Source organism: Erwinia sp. MMLR14_017, from assembly GCF_033657285.1.
In the GTDB taxonomy this organism is placed as follows: domain Bacteria; phylum Pseudomonadota; class Gammaproteobacteria; order Enterobacterales; family Enterobacteriaceae; genus Erwinia.
On the sequence record NZ_JAWVWP010000008.1, the window covers coordinates 86,290 to 99,489 of the forward strand.

General features: G+C 54.7%; 13 protein-coding genes. 9 read left to right on the plus strand and 4 right to left on the minus strand.

The window, feature by feature from the left end; genetic code table 11:
- The first annotated feature begins 149 nt into the window (after positions 1-149).
- Together glyA and SD961_RS14425 are read left to right on the plus strand one after the other, a co-directional pair.
- A complete protein-coding gene (glyA, locus tag SD961_RS14420; protein WP_318791033.1) occupies positions 150-1,403 on the plus strand; it encodes a serine hydroxymethyltransferase in 1,254 nt (417 codons plus the stop codon).
- A gap of 109 nt (positions 1,404-1,512) precedes the next feature.
- Positions 1,513-2,649 (plus strand): 3-phenylpropionate MFS transporter, encoded by a 1,137-nt coding sequence (locus SD961_RS14425; RefSeq protein ID WP_318791034.1) that lies wholly within the window; start codon positions 1,513-1,515, stop codon positions 2,647-2,649.
- 5 nt (positions 2,650-2,654) lie between these two features.
- On the opposite strand, the gene csiE is transcribed toward SD961_RS14425, so the two are convergent.
- A complete protein-coding gene (csiE, locus tag SD961_RS14430) occupies positions 2,655-3,923 on the minus strand; it encodes a stationary phase inducible protein CsiE (protein ID WP_412916686.1) in 1,269 nt (422 codons plus the stop codon).
- Positions 3,924-4,059: 136 nt separating this feature from the next.
- Between csiE and SD961_RS14435 the strand changes: the two genes are divergently transcribed.
- Positions 4,060-4,707 carry a DUF1007 family protein gene (locus tag SD961_RS14435; RefSeq protein ID WP_412916685.1) on the plus strand — a complete coding sequence of 216 codons (648 nt, stop codon included), beginning with the start codon at positions 4,060-4,062 and terminating at the stop codon, positions 4,705-4,707.
- Complete coding sequence (locus SD961_RS14440) at positions 4,698-5,696, plus strand: nickel/cobalt transporter (protein WP_318791036.1); 999 nt, start codon at positions 4,698-4,700, stop codon at positions 5,694-5,696. Before SD961_RS14435 ends, SD961_RS14440 begins: the two co-directional genes overlap by 10 nt.
- 6 nt (positions 5,697-5,702) lie before the next feature.
- On the opposite strand, the gene SD961_RS14445 is transcribed toward SD961_RS14440, so the two are convergent.
- Together SD961_RS14445 and suhB are read right to left on the minus strand one after the other, a co-directional pair.
- On the minus strand, positions 5,703-5,870 hold the full coding sequence (locus SD961_RS14445) for a hypothetical protein (RefSeq protein ID WP_318791037.1): 168 nt from the start codon (positions 5,868-5,870) through the stop codon (positions 5,703-5,705).
- A 28-nt stretch (positions 5,871-5,898) separates the two neighbouring features.
- Positions 5,899-6,702 carry an inositol-1-monophosphatase gene (gene suhB / locus SD961_RS14450; RefSeq protein ID WP_318791038.1) on the minus strand — a complete coding sequence of 268 codons (804 nt, stop codon included), beginning with the start codon at positions 6,700-6,702 and terminating at the stop codon, positions 5,899-5,901.
- A gap of 118 nt (positions 6,703-6,820) precedes the next feature.
- Here suhB and trmJ point away from each other — a divergent pair, with 118 nt between their 5' ends.
- From trmJ to sseB, 5 genes are all read left to right on the plus strand, one after another.
- Positions 6,821-7,549: a tRNA (cytosine(32)/uridine(32)-2'-O)-methyltransferase TrmJ gene (gene trmJ / locus SD961_RS14455; RefSeq protein WP_318791039.1), complete on the plus strand. Its 729-nt coding sequence runs from the start codon at positions 6,821-6,823 to the stop codon at positions 7,547-7,549.
- 167 nt (positions 7,550-7,716) lie between these two features.
- Positions 7,717-8,214, plus strand: a complete 498-nt coding sequence (gene iscR / locus SD961_RS14460) for a Fe-S cluster assembly transcriptional regulator IscR (RefSeq protein ID WP_318791040.1) — start codon at positions 7,717-7,719, stop codon at positions 8,212-8,214.
- A 137-nt stretch (positions 8,215-8,351) separates the two neighbouring features.
- Entirely contained in the window at positions 8,352-9,566 is a 1,215-nt protein-coding gene (locus SD961_RS14465) for an IscS subfamily cysteine desulfurase (RefSeq protein ID WP_318791042.1), read from the plus strand.
- 164 nt (positions 9,567-9,730) lie between these two features.
- Positions 9,731-11,014, plus strand: a complete 1,284-nt coding sequence (pepB, locus tag SD961_RS14470; protein WP_318791043.1) for an aminopeptidase PepB — start codon at positions 9,731-9,733, stop codon at positions 11,012-11,014.
- Between the two features lie 142 nt (positions 11,015-11,156).
- Positions 11,157-11,936: an enhanced serine sensitivity protein SseB gene (gene sseB, locus SD961_RS14475; protein WP_318791044.1), complete on the plus strand. Its 780-nt coding sequence runs from the start codon at positions 11,157-11,159 to the stop codon at positions 11,934-11,936.
- Positions 11,937-12,147: 211 nt separating this feature from the next.
- Here sseB and sseA read toward each other — a convergent pair whose 3' ends face one another.
- The gene (gene sseA / locus SD961_RS14480) at positions 12,148-12,993 is read right to left on the minus strand and encodes a 3-mercaptopyruvate sulfurtransferase (RefSeq protein WP_318791045.1); all 846 of its coding nucleotides are present in this window, start codon (positions 12,991-12,993) and stop codon (positions 12,148-12,150) included.
- Between the last annotated feature and the right edge of the window lie 207 nt (positions 12,994-13,200).

Consider the following 13,200-nt stretch of genomic DNA (forward strand, 5'->3'; position numbering starts at 1 on the left):
AAAACCCTTGCCAGACGGCAGGCCAATCGTTTGCGTATAAAACACGCTTTGTGGCTACCCTTCAGCAGGTAAAACAGTTTACACTGTTGGCCTTCGCCCACACGGGCCGTTCAATACCGAATATTTTGTTAGCCAGTCAGGAGATGCGGATGCTAAAGCGTGATATGAATATTGCCGACTATGATGCCGAGTTATGGCAGGCAATGGAGCAGGAAAAAGTGCGTCAGGAAGAGCACATTGAACTGATTGCTTCAGAAAACTACACCAGTCCACGTGTCATGCAGGCGCAGGGTTCTCAACTGACCAACAAATATGCCGAAGGCTATCCGGGCAAGCGCTACTACGGCGGCTGTGAGTATGTCGATATCGTTGAGCAATTGGCGATTGACCGTGCAAAAGAGCTGTTTGGCGCTGATTACGCTAACGTCCAGCCGCACTCCGGCTCTCAGGCTAACTTCGCTGTTTACACCGCGCTGCTGCAGCCGGGCGACACCATTCTGGGGATGAACCTGGCACACGGTGGTCACCTGACCCACGGCTCTCCGGTAAACCTCTCCGGCAAGCTCTATAACGTGGTGCCTTACGGCATCGACGAAACCGGCAAAATTGATTACGAAGATCTCGCTGCACAGGCTCAGAAACACAAGCCTAAAATGATTATTGGTGGTTTCTCTGCCTACTCCGGCATCTGTGACTGGGCAAAAATGCGTGAAATCGCAGACAGCATCGGAGCCTGGCTGTTTGTGGATATGGCGCACGTGGCTGGCCTTATCGCCGCTGACGTCTATCCAAACCCGGTTCCTCATGCCCATATCGTGACCACCACTACCCATAAAACCCTGGCGGGTCCGCGTGGCGGCCTGATCCTGGCAAAAGGCGGCGATGAAGATCTCTATAAGAAGCTGAACTCTGCCGTGTTCCCTGGCGGCCAGGGCGGCCCACTGATGCACGTGATTGCCGGTAAAGCGGTAGCGCTGAAAGAAGCGATGGAGCCTGAATTCAAGGTTTATCAGCAACAGGTGGCGAAAAACGCTAAAGCGATGGTGGAAGTGTTCCTGGAGCGCGGCTACAACGTGGTTTCTGGCGGCACCCATAACCACCTTTTCCTGCTGGATCTGGTGGATAAAAACCTGACCGGTAAAGAGGCGGATGCCGCTCTGGGTCGCGCTAACATTACTGTGAACAAAAACAGCGTGCCAAACGATCCCAAAAGCCCGTTTGTGACTTCAGGTATCCGTATTGGTTCGCCTGCCGTGACCCGTCGTGGCTTCAAGGAAGCAGAAGTCCGTGAATTAGCTGGCTGGATCAGCGACATTCTTGACAATATCGGCGATGAAGGCACACAGGAACGGGTTAAGAAGCAGGTTCTGGAAATCTGTGCTCGCTTCCCGGTCTACGCATAACAACGCGTAACGTTCCGGCAGTTGTAAGCGACATTAACGGGGCCTGAGGCCCCGTTAATTGATCTTAAGCCTGACCTCTGAGAAAGTAGCGCTCAAAACCGGAGGGAACATGGCGATTCGTTCAGCATACTGGCTCGGTCTGGGCTACTTTACCTATTTTTTTGCTTACGGTGTCTGGCTCCCTTTCTGGGGCGTCTGGCTGAAAGGCAGCGGCCTTGAGCCGGAAAAAATTGGTCTGCTGCTGGGCTGTGGCATGATTGCCCGTTTCCTTGGCAGCCTGCTGATTGCCTCCCGCGTTACCCATCCTGCCCAACTGATCACCGCGCTGCGCCTGCTGGCGATGCTGGCGCTATTTTTTGCGCTCAGCTTCTGGATAAGCGCCTTCTGGGTCTGGCTGCTGCTGGTGATGGTCGGCTTTAACCTCTTCTTCTCTCCTCTGGTTCCCCTGAGCGATGCGCTGGCCGCAACCTGGCAACAACAGATAGGAATGCCCTACGGACCGGTGCGGCTGTGGGGTTCGCTGGCCTTTGTCATCAGCTCGGCGTTAACGGGCGTCCTGGTCAGCGCTTTCTCCACGCAGGCTATTCTGGTGATGCTGTGTGCCGGCATCGTCGCCATGACGGGTGGCATGCTGTTACGGCCTTCGGTGATGCCGCTGGGGAGTGTCAAACAGACTGAGCGGGCGGGCTGGGCAGACTGGCAACGAATGCTGCAAGAGAATACGGTCTGGCGGTTCCTGCTCTGCGTGACGCTGATGCAGGGCGCGCATGCGGCCTATTATGGCTTCAGTGCCATCTACTGGCAGGAGGCGGGCTATTCGGCCAGCGTGGTCGGTTATCTCTGGTCACTGGGCGTGGTGGCGGAAATCGTGGTATTCGCCTCCAGCAACCGCCTTTTCCGCCGCTGGGGGGCACGGGATCTGCTGCTGCTTTCAGGCGTGTGCGCCCTGGTACGCTGGAGCCTGATGGCTTCTACCACCGCCTTACCCTGGCTGATTGTGGCGCAGATCCTGCACTGCGGCAGCTTCACCGTTTGCCATCTGGCGGCCATGCGCTTTATCGCAGCCCGTGAAGGGGGCGAAGTGATCCGCCTGCAGGCGGTCTACTCCGCGCTGGCGATGGGGGGCGGAATAGCCGTGATGACCATGGTCGTTGGCGTGTTGTTCCAGCATCTGCAAGGGAATGTATTTTGGGTGATGGCACTGATAGTGCTGCCAGCCTTGTTTATGCGGCCCAAAGCGGCCTGATCGGATCAGGACTCCAGCAGCTGCCGGATGCGCTGCTGTTGATGTGCCTGTAGCGGAAGTTCTGCATGGATCAACGGCGGGGAATAAAGCGGCAGGGGCGTAGCATAAGGGGTGATCACCAGCGCAGTCCCTTTTGGCGCACTGTTGCGCTGAAATTCCGTTACGTCCAGATATTTGATGTTCAGCGGCAGCAACGTCAGCTCCCTGAGCTGCTGTTCAACTTCCCGCTCCAGCTCAGGGTCTTTGCCGGTTAACAGCAGCACCTGCTTCTCCTGCAAAGCGCTCTCCTGCATCAGCCAGGCACCAAAAATGATGGCGATTAGCCCCATCTCCTCCTGAGAGAAAGTGAGCGCGTACTGTTGTTCAAACCCTGCTACCGCAGCCTGGGTTGTTCGCAACAGCCGGGGATAGAGGCGGGTGACTTCTTCAGTCAGGCTTTGATCGATCCCCACGCCAAACAGCGCCCGTTCAAGCGCCTGAGAAAGATGAGTATAAAGCTGATCGCTCAGCCCCCGATCGTCGCTGAAGTGCATGCCGGAAAGCGCCTGAAAGCGCTCAATCATCTGGCGGACAGCTTCTAAAAGCTGATGCTCATACTCATGGCGGACATCGCTGGCGCTGGGTACATGCATCTGGCTGAACAGCAGGGCGAACAGGCCAATCTCGCTGCTGTGCGGAGCCGTTTTACCGCGCTTTTGCCAGTGATGCACAACTTCTTCGGCAACCTGATGCTCAATACGGGCGGAGAGCCAGGCAAGCTGAGCTTCACTGAATGTGGTGCTGGTCTGACGGCAGAGCGAATGCTGCATAAAAAGCTGCAGGAAATAGCAATCCCGTTCGGTAAATTTGCGTGAAAGCCGCTGCGAGCAGTGTTGCACCAGCGCCAGCAGGTTATGCTCGTCGTAAAGCACTTTTTCTATCTGCTTTTTTCTGAGCTGAAGCTTTACCTGCGGGGCAAAATGCGCCTGCACAAATTCAGGGGCAAGCCGCAGCGCCCGGCGTAGCCAGTGAAACAGACACAGCCGCTGATCCAGTTCCGCACCGCTTATCCGGTAAGCTCCTCCAGCTTCCTGTTGCAGGGCAAGCCGGTGATAGCGCTGGATTTCTGCTTCCACCTCCGCTATATCTTGCCGGGTGACTGACCGATCGACCCGATTAATCTCTGAGATTGACTCCAGGGTTACGGTGAGCTCAGGGAGATAAAGCAGTAAAAGCAAATGGCAATGACGTTGCGGACTGGAAAGGGCAGAAGGCTCGGGTGAGGGTAAGCTCATCATCTGCAATCCCAGTAAAAGTGACATCGCTTAGCATAGCCTGCCTGACCGGCTGTCAGAGAAAAGCAGCCAGTTTTTTTTATAGCTTTCCAGCCAGATCACAGAATTTTTGCCTTAGCAGGAGAAGGAAGTTAAATTGTTACGTTATAACCTTTCCATTAAGCTGGCGACAGCGCTATTGTCGCTGGGGCTGGTGCCCTTCGCCTGGGGGCATCCGCACAGCTTTATTGATATGCAAGTGACGCCGGTGCATAAGGAAGATCGCCTCACCGGCCTGAAAATGCACTGGGTGATGGATGAGATAACTTCTGCCGATCTACTTTATGACGCTGGTCAGGCAAAGCCTGATTCCGTGATATGGAAAAAGCTGGCTGCGGAAGTGATGGCCAACGTGCTGGGACAGCATTATTTCAGCGAGTTCTGGCATCAGGGGAAACCGGTGAAATTTGATAATTTGCCGCCGGAATATCACCTTTCACGCCAGGGACATCAGGCGGTGCTGGACTTTATCCTGCCGCTGGCCGAGCCGCAGCCCCTGACGGGAAAGCGCTATACGTTTTCGACTTTTGACCCAACCTACTTTGTTGATATGTATTACGACTCTGAAAAATCTTTGCATATGCCGCCAGAACTGGCTAACCGCTGCCAGTTCACTTTAAACACGCCGAAGCCTGATTCCTCCATGCAGGCGTATGCGCTCTCGTTGGATAAGGCTGACGCGCCGCCAGAGGAGATGGATCTGGGAAGGCAGTTCGCGCAGACGGTAACCCTGACATGTCGGTAAACTTTTCTCCCTCTCGCGCCAGACGAAGCTGGCTGCAGGCCTGGCCGCTGTTTGTATTAGTGCTGGCGTTTAGTTCGGCGGGTTTTGCCGTCTGGCAGCACTGGCCACAGATCCTGTTGCAGAGCGTGCTGTGGCAGAAAACGCTGCATCAACAAATGACGGCCCTACTTCAGCAGGTAGCCAGCCATCCACAGCAGGCGGGGCTGACGCTGATGGGCTTCAGCCTGGTTTACGGCATATTGCACGCGCTGGGACCAGGGCATGGGAAAGTGGTGATAGCGACCTTTCTGGCCACGCATCCGACAAAAGTAAAAACCAGTCTGCAACTAACGCTCGCGGCCGCGCTGGTTCAGGGGTTGGTGGCTATTCTGCTGGTCACCGTGATGCTGGTTGTACTGGGGCTTTCATCCCGTCAGCTACATCTCAGCAGTTTCTGGCTGGAAAAAGCGAGCTATTTGCTGGTAGTGGGGCTGGGTTTGTGGCTTTGCTGGCGCGCCTTACGCACTATCTGGCAGGCGCTGCGCCCCTCACCGCCAGTCAGGTTCCAGCGCATCATACCGACCCATCAGCACAGCGAAAGCTGTGGCTGTGGGCATCAGCATGTGCCCGACAGTCAGATGCTGGATAAAGCGGTTACGGCAAAAACCAAAGCCATGGTGGTGCTGTCGATGGGGCTTCGCCCCTGTTCAGGCGCAATCATGATGCTGTTGTTTTCAAAGGTGATTGGCGTCTACGGCTGGGGCATTCTGTCGGCGCTGGCGATGGCTACCGGCACGGCGCTGACCGTATCGGCTATGGCGTTGGTAGTTCAGGTTTCCAGAGCGCTGGCGCTGAAGCTGAGCCGGGGGACGCCGCCTGCGGGCTGGCAAAAAGTGTGCTGGTCAGGATTATCTCTGGCTGGAGGCGTAATGCTGGTGGCGGCTGGCATAATGCTATGGCTGAGTGCGCAACCGGCGATCTCCGGTGGTATCAGACCGATGTTCTTATAACAGGTTTTATTGGAAACAGAGGTAGCAGAAAGGCAGGGCGGTGACAGGAAGGGAGTAACCGGAGCGAATAACACCGCTCCCGGTAAAATAGTGCAGCCATGTGGAGAGCAACGGACGAATCGCTTCGTCCAGCAGATAACAGCCCCTCTCCAGTGCGCAGACTCTGCTGCGCACTCCGAATCGCTTCGGCCGCAGGTGAGGCTTAGCGCTTCAGCGCTTCGCTCAACTCTTCACGCATGGTTGCCAGCATCGCTTTAACCACGCGTGGGTTACCGGCAACGATGTTGCCAGAGGTCAGGTAACCGTGGGCACCGACAAAGTCCGTCACCAGACCGCCAGCTTCACGAACCAGCAGTTCGCCAGCAGCAAAATCCCACGGCTTCAGGCCAATTTCAAAATAGCCATCAACGCGGCCTGCCGCTACGTAAGCCAGATCCAGCGCGGCTGACCCGGTACGGCGGAAATCTGCACATTGCGTAAACAGCTTACCTACGATGTTGATGTAAGGCGTGGCGTGCTGCTTCAGTTTGAACGGGAAACCGGTCGCCAGAATGGTGCCGTCCAGATCGCGTGCGGTGCTGCCGCGCAGGCGATAACCGTTAAGCTGTGTGCCCTGGCCACGAACCGCGCTGAACAGCTCATTGCGCATTGGATCGTAAACCACGGCGACTTCAGTGCGGCCTTTAATGCGCACGGCGATAGAGACGGAGAAGTGAGGAAGACGTTTGATGAAGTTGGTGGTGCCATCCAGTGGATCGATAACCCATTGTACATCCGGGTCTTCACCGGCTAACTCACCACTCTCTTCAGTAATAATGGTGTGTTTCGGATAGGACTTGCGAATCACCTCAATAATCTGGCGCTCGGCGTCGCGGTCAACATTGGTAACGAAGTCGTTGGTGCCTTTCTGGCTCGCTTCGACAGCGTCCGGGGTTTCATAATTCTTGGCAATTAAATTTCCGGCCTTGCGCGCAGCGCGCACGGCAATGTTGAGCATTGGATGCATCGTTATCTCTCACTGGATGTTAAAGAACGGGAAAACGGCGCGGATTATAGCAGGGAGATCGTAAAATGTCCTGAAAATATGATAGCATCTTCAAATTATCTCACAGACATGAACTCCTATGCTGCAGAACATTCGTATTGTGCTGGTGGAAACTTCTCACACCGGCAACATGGGCTCCGTCGCACGCGCGATGAAAACCATGGGCCTGACCAACCTTTATCTGGTTAACCCGCTTGTGAAGCCTGACTCTCAGGCAATAGCGCTGGCTGCTGGCGCCAGTGATGTGATTGGCGAAGCGCATATCGTGGACACGCTCGACGAAGCCCTGAGCGGCTGTAGTCTGGTAGTAGGGACCAGTGCCCGTTCCCGTTCGCTACCCTGGCCCATGCTCGATCCGCGTGAATGCGGTATCAAGAGTGTAGAGGAAGGGCAGCAGGCGCCTGTTGCGCTGGTGTTTGGCCGCGAGCGTGTTGGCCTGACCAACGAGGAGCTGCAGAAGTGCCATTATCATGTGGCTATTGCCGCTAACCCGGAATACAGTTCGCTGAATCTGGCTATGGCCGTGCAGATCATCGCCTATGAGGTACGGATGGCGTTTCTGCAGTCGCAGGAAACCGCGCAGCCCGAGTATGAAGAGTCACCCTATCCGCTGGTGGACGATCTTGAACGTTTCTATCAGCACATGGAAAAAATGATGATCAACAGCGGCTTTATTCGTGAAGGCAGTCCGGGCCAGGTGATGAGCAAAATGCGCCGTCTCTATACCCGGGCGCGCCCGGAGCGGGATGAGTTGAATATCCTCCGGGGCATGCTTTCTTCTCTGGAAAAGCCTGGAAGCAATAAGTAACGCCTTCAACGGCCAGCTAAAAGTGAGTGAATAGTTGAGTAAAACACTTGGTTAAATACTTGAGTGTTTTACCAGGTTAAATACTTGACCAATTTACTCGGGAATGTCAGACTTGCCTCCATATTTTGTTAACACCCCACCAGGGTACAACTGAGGTCGTTTACGCCATGAGACTGACATCCAAAGGCCGTTATGCCGTTACTGCTATGCTTGATGTTGCACTTCACTCTCACCAGGGGCCTGTGCCATTAGCTGATATTTCAGAGCGTCAGGGCATCTCCCTCTCTTATCTGGAGCAGCTCTTCTCTCGTTTGCGTAAAAACGGCCTGGTAGCCAGCGTTCGTGGTCCGGGCGGTGGTTATCTGTTGGGTAAAGCATCGGATGCCATTGCTGTTGGCGCGGTGATCACTGCCGTTGATGAATCCGTTGATGCGACCAAATGTCAGGGTAAAGAGGGATGTCAGGGTGGCGAACGTTGCCTGACTCACGTGCTCTGGCGTGACCTGAGCGAGCGCATTAGCGACTTCCTTAACAATATCACCCTTGCCGAGCTGGTCAACAACCAGGATATTCTGGATGTGGCCGATCGTCAGAACAACACTGAAAAAGCGCGCGTCTCTACTGGCCGCGTACATGAAACCATTAACGTCAATCTGCGTGCCTGATTGTCGCCTGAGGCGAACCTGTCACCTGTAGCCTGCGGACTCAGGTGACAGTCACCGCCCGTGGCGGCGGAATAACTTTATAATCGGTACGCAGTGAATGACTTACATTTTGCCCTGATGTATGGAGTTCAAGCGCAATGAAAGTACCGATTTACCTCGATTATGCCGCCACAACCCCTGTCGATCCTCGTGTTGCCACCAAAATGATGGCGTGCCTGACCCTGGACGGCACCTTCGGAAATCCCGCTTCGCGTTCTCACCGTTTTGGCTGGCAGGCTGAAGAGGCGGTGGATGTTGCCCGTAATCAGGTCGCCGATCTGATTGGTGCCGATCCACGTGAAATTGTCTTTACCTCTGGCGCAACTGAATCGGATAACCTTGCTATCAAAGGGGTAGCGCACAACCTGCGAGAGAAAGGCAACCACATCATCACCAGCCAGACCGAGCATAAAGCGGTGCTGGACACCTGCATTCAGCTTGAGCGCGAAGGATTTGAAGTAACTTATCTTGCGCCGGAAAGCAACGGCGTGATTGATCTGCAAAAGCTACAGGCCGCGATACGTGAAGAGACCATTCTGGTCTCCATTATGCAGGTGAATAATGAAACCGGCGTGGTGCAGGATCTGGCCAGAATCGCTGAACTTTGCCAGTCGCGGGGAGTCCTTTTTCACTCTGATGCTACCCAAAGCGTCGGTAAATTGCCGCTGGATGTCAGCACGATCCCGGTCGATCTCCTCTCTTTCTCCGCGCATAAGCTCTATGGCCCAAAAGGGATCGGCGGATTATACGTGCGGCGTAAGCCACGTATCCGGCTGGAAGCGCAGATCCACGGTGGCGGACACGAGCGCGGAATGCGATCCGGCACGCTGCCTGTGCATCAGATTGTAGGGATGGGCGAAGCTTTTCGTATTGCGAAAGAAGAGATGCAGAGTGAAATGGCCCGTCTGGGTGAACTTCGCCTCAAACTCTGGCAGGGTCTCTCAGCTATAGAGGAAGTCAGTCTCAATGGCGATCTGGCTGCTGGCGCGCCAAATATTCTCAACGTCAGCTTTAGTTTTGTGGACGGCGAATCGCTAATCATGACCCTTAAGGATCTGGCGCTCTCTTCAGGATCTGCCTGTACCTCAGCCAGCCTGGAGCCTTCTTACGTGTTACGCGCTTTGGGTATCAACGACGAACTGGCCCACAGCTCGCTGCGTTTCTCGCTGGGACGATTCACCACGGAAGAGGAGATCGACTATGCCATTCAGCTGCTGCAGAAATCGATAGGCCGCCTGCGGGCGCTTTCTCCCGAGTGGCTGGCGTTCAAATCCTCCGGACGAGACAGCCATAATCTTGCTGTTCACGCCTGATTTTAATACTTTGTAAACGAAACCTCCTGCGGGCTGAATGTTGATTCAGCCCGTTTTTCCCTGTTTTCTGAAAGTCTGAGTTAGACGAACGCCAATAAAGGTTTATTGTAGTGACCGACCGTTTTAAGGACGGATAATCATTGAACCCTGTAAGGAGCCATGCGATGACAACCACACCAATGAAAATAACACTGTCAACGGCAGCGGCAGACGCACGCTGGGGCGAAAAAGCGACCCTGACCAGTAACGACAACGGAATGACTATTCATCTCACCGGCAGCGATCCCCTCATTACCATTCAGCGTGCAGCACGCAAAATTGATGCCCAGGGCATTCGCCACGTTGCGCTCGACGGAGAGTGGGATTTAGAAAAAAGCTGGGCTTTCTGGCAAGGCTATCGCAGCCCGAAAGGGGAGCGTACCGTTGAGTGGGCCACACTGAATGAGAGCGATCGCGCAGAATTTGACCGCCGGATGAAAATCATCAACTGGGTGCGCGATACCATCAATCTGCCAGCGGAAGATCTCAGCCCTTCGCAATTGGCGCAGAGAGCCGTAGATTTGCTCAGTGAGGCAGGTGGTGAGGCGGTGAGCTATCGCATCACCAAAGGGGATGACCTGCGTCAACAAGGCTATATGGGACTGCACACCGTAGGCCGGGGATCAACCCGTAGCCCGGCGCTGCTGGCGCTCGATTTCAACCCGACAGGGGATGAAAATGCGCCCGTTTTTGCCTGTTTGGTAGGGAAGGGCATTACTTTTGATACTGGCGGCTACAGCCTGAAGCCCAGTGGTTCAATGGATTCCATGAAGTCTGATATGGGTGGCGCTGCTACTCTGGCAGGCTCGCTGGCGTTAGCTATCAACCGTGGTTTAACCAAACGCGTCAAGTTATACCTTTGCTGTGCCGACAACATGGTCAGCGGCAATGCGTTCCGCCTGGGGGATATCATCAGCTATCGCAATGGTAAAACCGTTGAAGTGATGAACACCGATGCAGAAGGGCGACTGGTGCTGGCCGACGGCCTGATTGATGCCAGTGAACAAAATCCTGAACTGCTGATCGATGCTGCGACCCTGACCGGTGCGGCTAAAACGGCGCTGGGCAATGACTATCACGCGCTGTTCAGCTTTGATGATGAGCTTGCCCGGTCGTTGCTGAGCAGTGCCGAGAGTGAAAATGAGCCATTCTGGCGCCTGCCGCTGGCAGAATTCCATCGCAGCTATCTGCCTTCTAACTTTGCCGATCTGAATAATATTGCTGCACCTTCCCATACGGCTGGTGCCAGCTCAGCGGCAGCCTTTTTGTCACATTTTGTGAAAAATTATCAGAAAGGTTGGCTGCATATCGACTGTTCAGCGACCTATCGTAAAGGCGCCGTTGACCAGTGGTCAGCTGGCGCAACGGGGCTGGGCGTGCGTACCGTTGCGGATCTGCTGCTGAAATAGAGGTCGCTCTGACGGCTTGAGCGGCAGAAAACAGACGAGCAGCTTATGGCTGCTCTCAAAATCGCAGCAAACAATTTGAGGCAGCGCTGAGCTACCTTATGAGGCGGGGCATTCCCGCCCGCGTGATGAGCGGAACGAATAAATGAACCAATCCAACCAGCGCCTTGAAGAGGTGCTTAAACTGGCGGCAACTGAACCCGCCCACCGCCCTGAGTTTTTCACTCTGCTCATGGATGCCAGCGTCTGGGTGCCGGGTGAAAGCCCGGAGCAGGCGCAGGTGACAGCAGAGACTCCGGTTGACCTGCAGCACTGGGAAAAAGATGACGGCACCAGCATCATTCCCTTTTTCACCTCTGTAGAGGCGCTGGAACAGGCGGTGACAGAGGAACAGTCGTTTCTGGTGATGCCGGTACGCACGCTGTTTGAAATGACGATGGGAGAAACGTTGTTTCTCAACCCGAAATTGCCCGCCGGCAAAGAGTTCTCTCCACGGGAAATCACCAGTCTGTTAGGGGAAGGCGCTAATGCCCTGAGCCAGCAAACTGTGCTGGAAGGCGGAACCTCACTGCTGTTGTCAGAAATTGCTGAACCGCCAGCACAGATGATCGACTCCCTGACCCAGCTGTTTGCCAAATACAAGCAGGTGCGCAGAGCCTATGTTGCCCATATTAAAGAGTCTTCTGAAGAGAAGCCGAACCTGCTGATCGGCATTGAGGCCGAGAGTAATATAGAGACGATTATTCAGGCGGCAGGCAGCGTGGCAACGGATACGCTGTTAGAAGATGAGCCGGTTGATATTTGCGAAGTGGTAGAGAATGAGAAAGGCATCAGCCACTTTTTTACCGCACACATTACGCCGTTTTATGAGCGTAAATGGGGAAGTTTCCTGCGGGAATTCAAGGTAAAAAATATCCCTTCGTAGCCCATCAGTGCTGACACACTCTTTTCCTGAGTAACTGAGTAACTGAGTAACTGAGTAACTGAGTAACTGAGTAACTGAGTAACTGAGTAACTGAGTGGCAGCCAGTGAAAAGTGAGCTGGCCGGAAGTAGCGTTAATCCGGGAAATGCGAATCGCAGCCGTACTCAGCAAGGCGTATCCTGCAAGGAGACGCCTTTTTCTTTGCTGTTTGCTCAGCCTGTGGCGATGGGCAGGTCATCACGGCTTCCCCACTCCCCCCAGGAGCCGTCATACAGCTTGACGTTTTCAACACCCAGTGTGGTCAGCGCCAGGATCACCACAACGGCCGTGACGCCCGAACCGCAACTGGTGACAATCGGCTGCGTCAGGTCAACGCCTTGCTGGCTGAAAATCTCTCTGAGAGCCGAGGCAGGCTTAAGCTCTCCGTTTTCTACCAGCGTATTCCAGGGGACATTAAGACTCCCGGGAATGCGGCCACGATGCAGACCCGGACGAGGCTCATCCACTTCACCCCGGAAGCGGTTTGCCGCTCTGGCATCCACAATCTGCGCACCGCCCTCATGGCTGATCAACAGTACGTCCGTCAACCGCTTCACCACTCTCTGATCAAAGCGGGCTTCAAATTCCCCTTCCGGAAGCTCAACAGCACCGCTATCCAGCGTGAGTCCTGCCTCTTCCCAACCTTTAAGGCCGCCCGCCAGAATCGAAACCTTAGCCACGCCAAACTCGCGCAGCATCCACCAGGCTCGGGGGGCCGAAAACAGATTTCCCTCATCGTAAACCACAAGGTGTTTGTCACTGTTTACGCCCAGCTCCCGCATTGCTACGGCAAAGGTTTCGGCTCTGGGTAACATATGGGGATAAAGGCTGGTGTGATCCGACAGCGCTTCAATATCAAAGAACGGCGCGCCCGGCAGATGTTTAGCCAGATATTCAGCCTGAATATTTCTCACGCTTTCCTGTCCCGGCGGCAGCATGCGCGCATCTAAAATTTGCAGATCCGGGTCAGTAAGGTGTTCAGCAAGCCACCCGACGGTGACAAAGAAGGAGGATGACATAACGGCCTCGCTTGAAGGAATGAAAAGAGATGAACGTCAGTGTTAACCATCTTATGCGCCATCACAAGGTGTTCCGGATTGGCCGGTTGATATTCCTTATGAAGTTGAACGCACTACGCAAATATCAGCGCAAATACACCGCAAAACAGCATAATATTACGGCACAGTTCTGAAAGATCACTTGACGGGCTATCCGCGGGGCTGCGG

What these genes read in the sequence shown, in the direction of transcription:
- sseB (WP_318791044.1), top strand. Translation starts at nt 11,157, where the DNA reads ATGAACCAATCCAACCAGCGCCTTGAAGAGGTGCTTAAACTGGCGGCA.
- pepB (WP_318791043.1), top strand. Translation starts at nt 9,731, where the DNA reads ATGACAACCACACCAATGAAAATAACACTGTCAACGGCAGCGGCAGAC.
- suhB (WP_318791038.1), bottom strand. Translation starts at nt 6,702, where the DNA reads ATGCATCCAATGCTCAACATTGCCGTGCGCGCTGCGCGCAAGGCCGGA.
- iscR (WP_318791040.1), top strand. Translation starts at nt 7,717, where the DNA reads ATGAGACTGACATCCAAAGGCCGTTATGCCGTTACTGCTATGCTTGAT.
- glyA (WP_318791033.1), top strand. Translation starts at nt 150, where the DNA reads ATGCTAAAGCGTGATATGAATATTGCCGACTATGATGCCGAGTTATGG.
- SD961_RS14425 (WP_318791034.1), top strand. Translation starts at nt 1,513, where the DNA reads ATGGCGATTCGTTCAGCATACTGGCTCGGTCTGGGCTACTTTACCTAT.
- csiE (WP_412916686.1), bottom strand. Translation starts at nt 3,923, where the DNA reads ATGAGCTTACCCTCACCCGAGCCTTCTGCCCTTTCCAGTCCGCAACGT.
- SD961_RS14465 (WP_318791042.1), top strand. Translation starts at nt 8,352, where the DNA reads ATGAAAGTACCGATTTACCTCGATTATGCCGCCACAACCCCTGTCGAT.
- trmJ (WP_318791039.1), top strand. Translation starts at nt 6,821, where the DNA reads ATGCTGCAGAACATTCGTATTGTGCTGGTGGAAACTTCTCACACCGGC.
- sseA (WP_318791045.1), bottom strand. Translation starts at nt 12,993, where the DNA reads ATGTCATCCTCCTTCTTTGTCACCGTCGGGTGGCTTGCTGAACACCTT.
- SD961_RS14440 (WP_318791036.1), top strand. Translation starts at nt 4,698, where the DNA reads ATGTCGGTAAACTTTTCTCCCTCTCGCGCCAGACGAAGCTGGCTGCAG.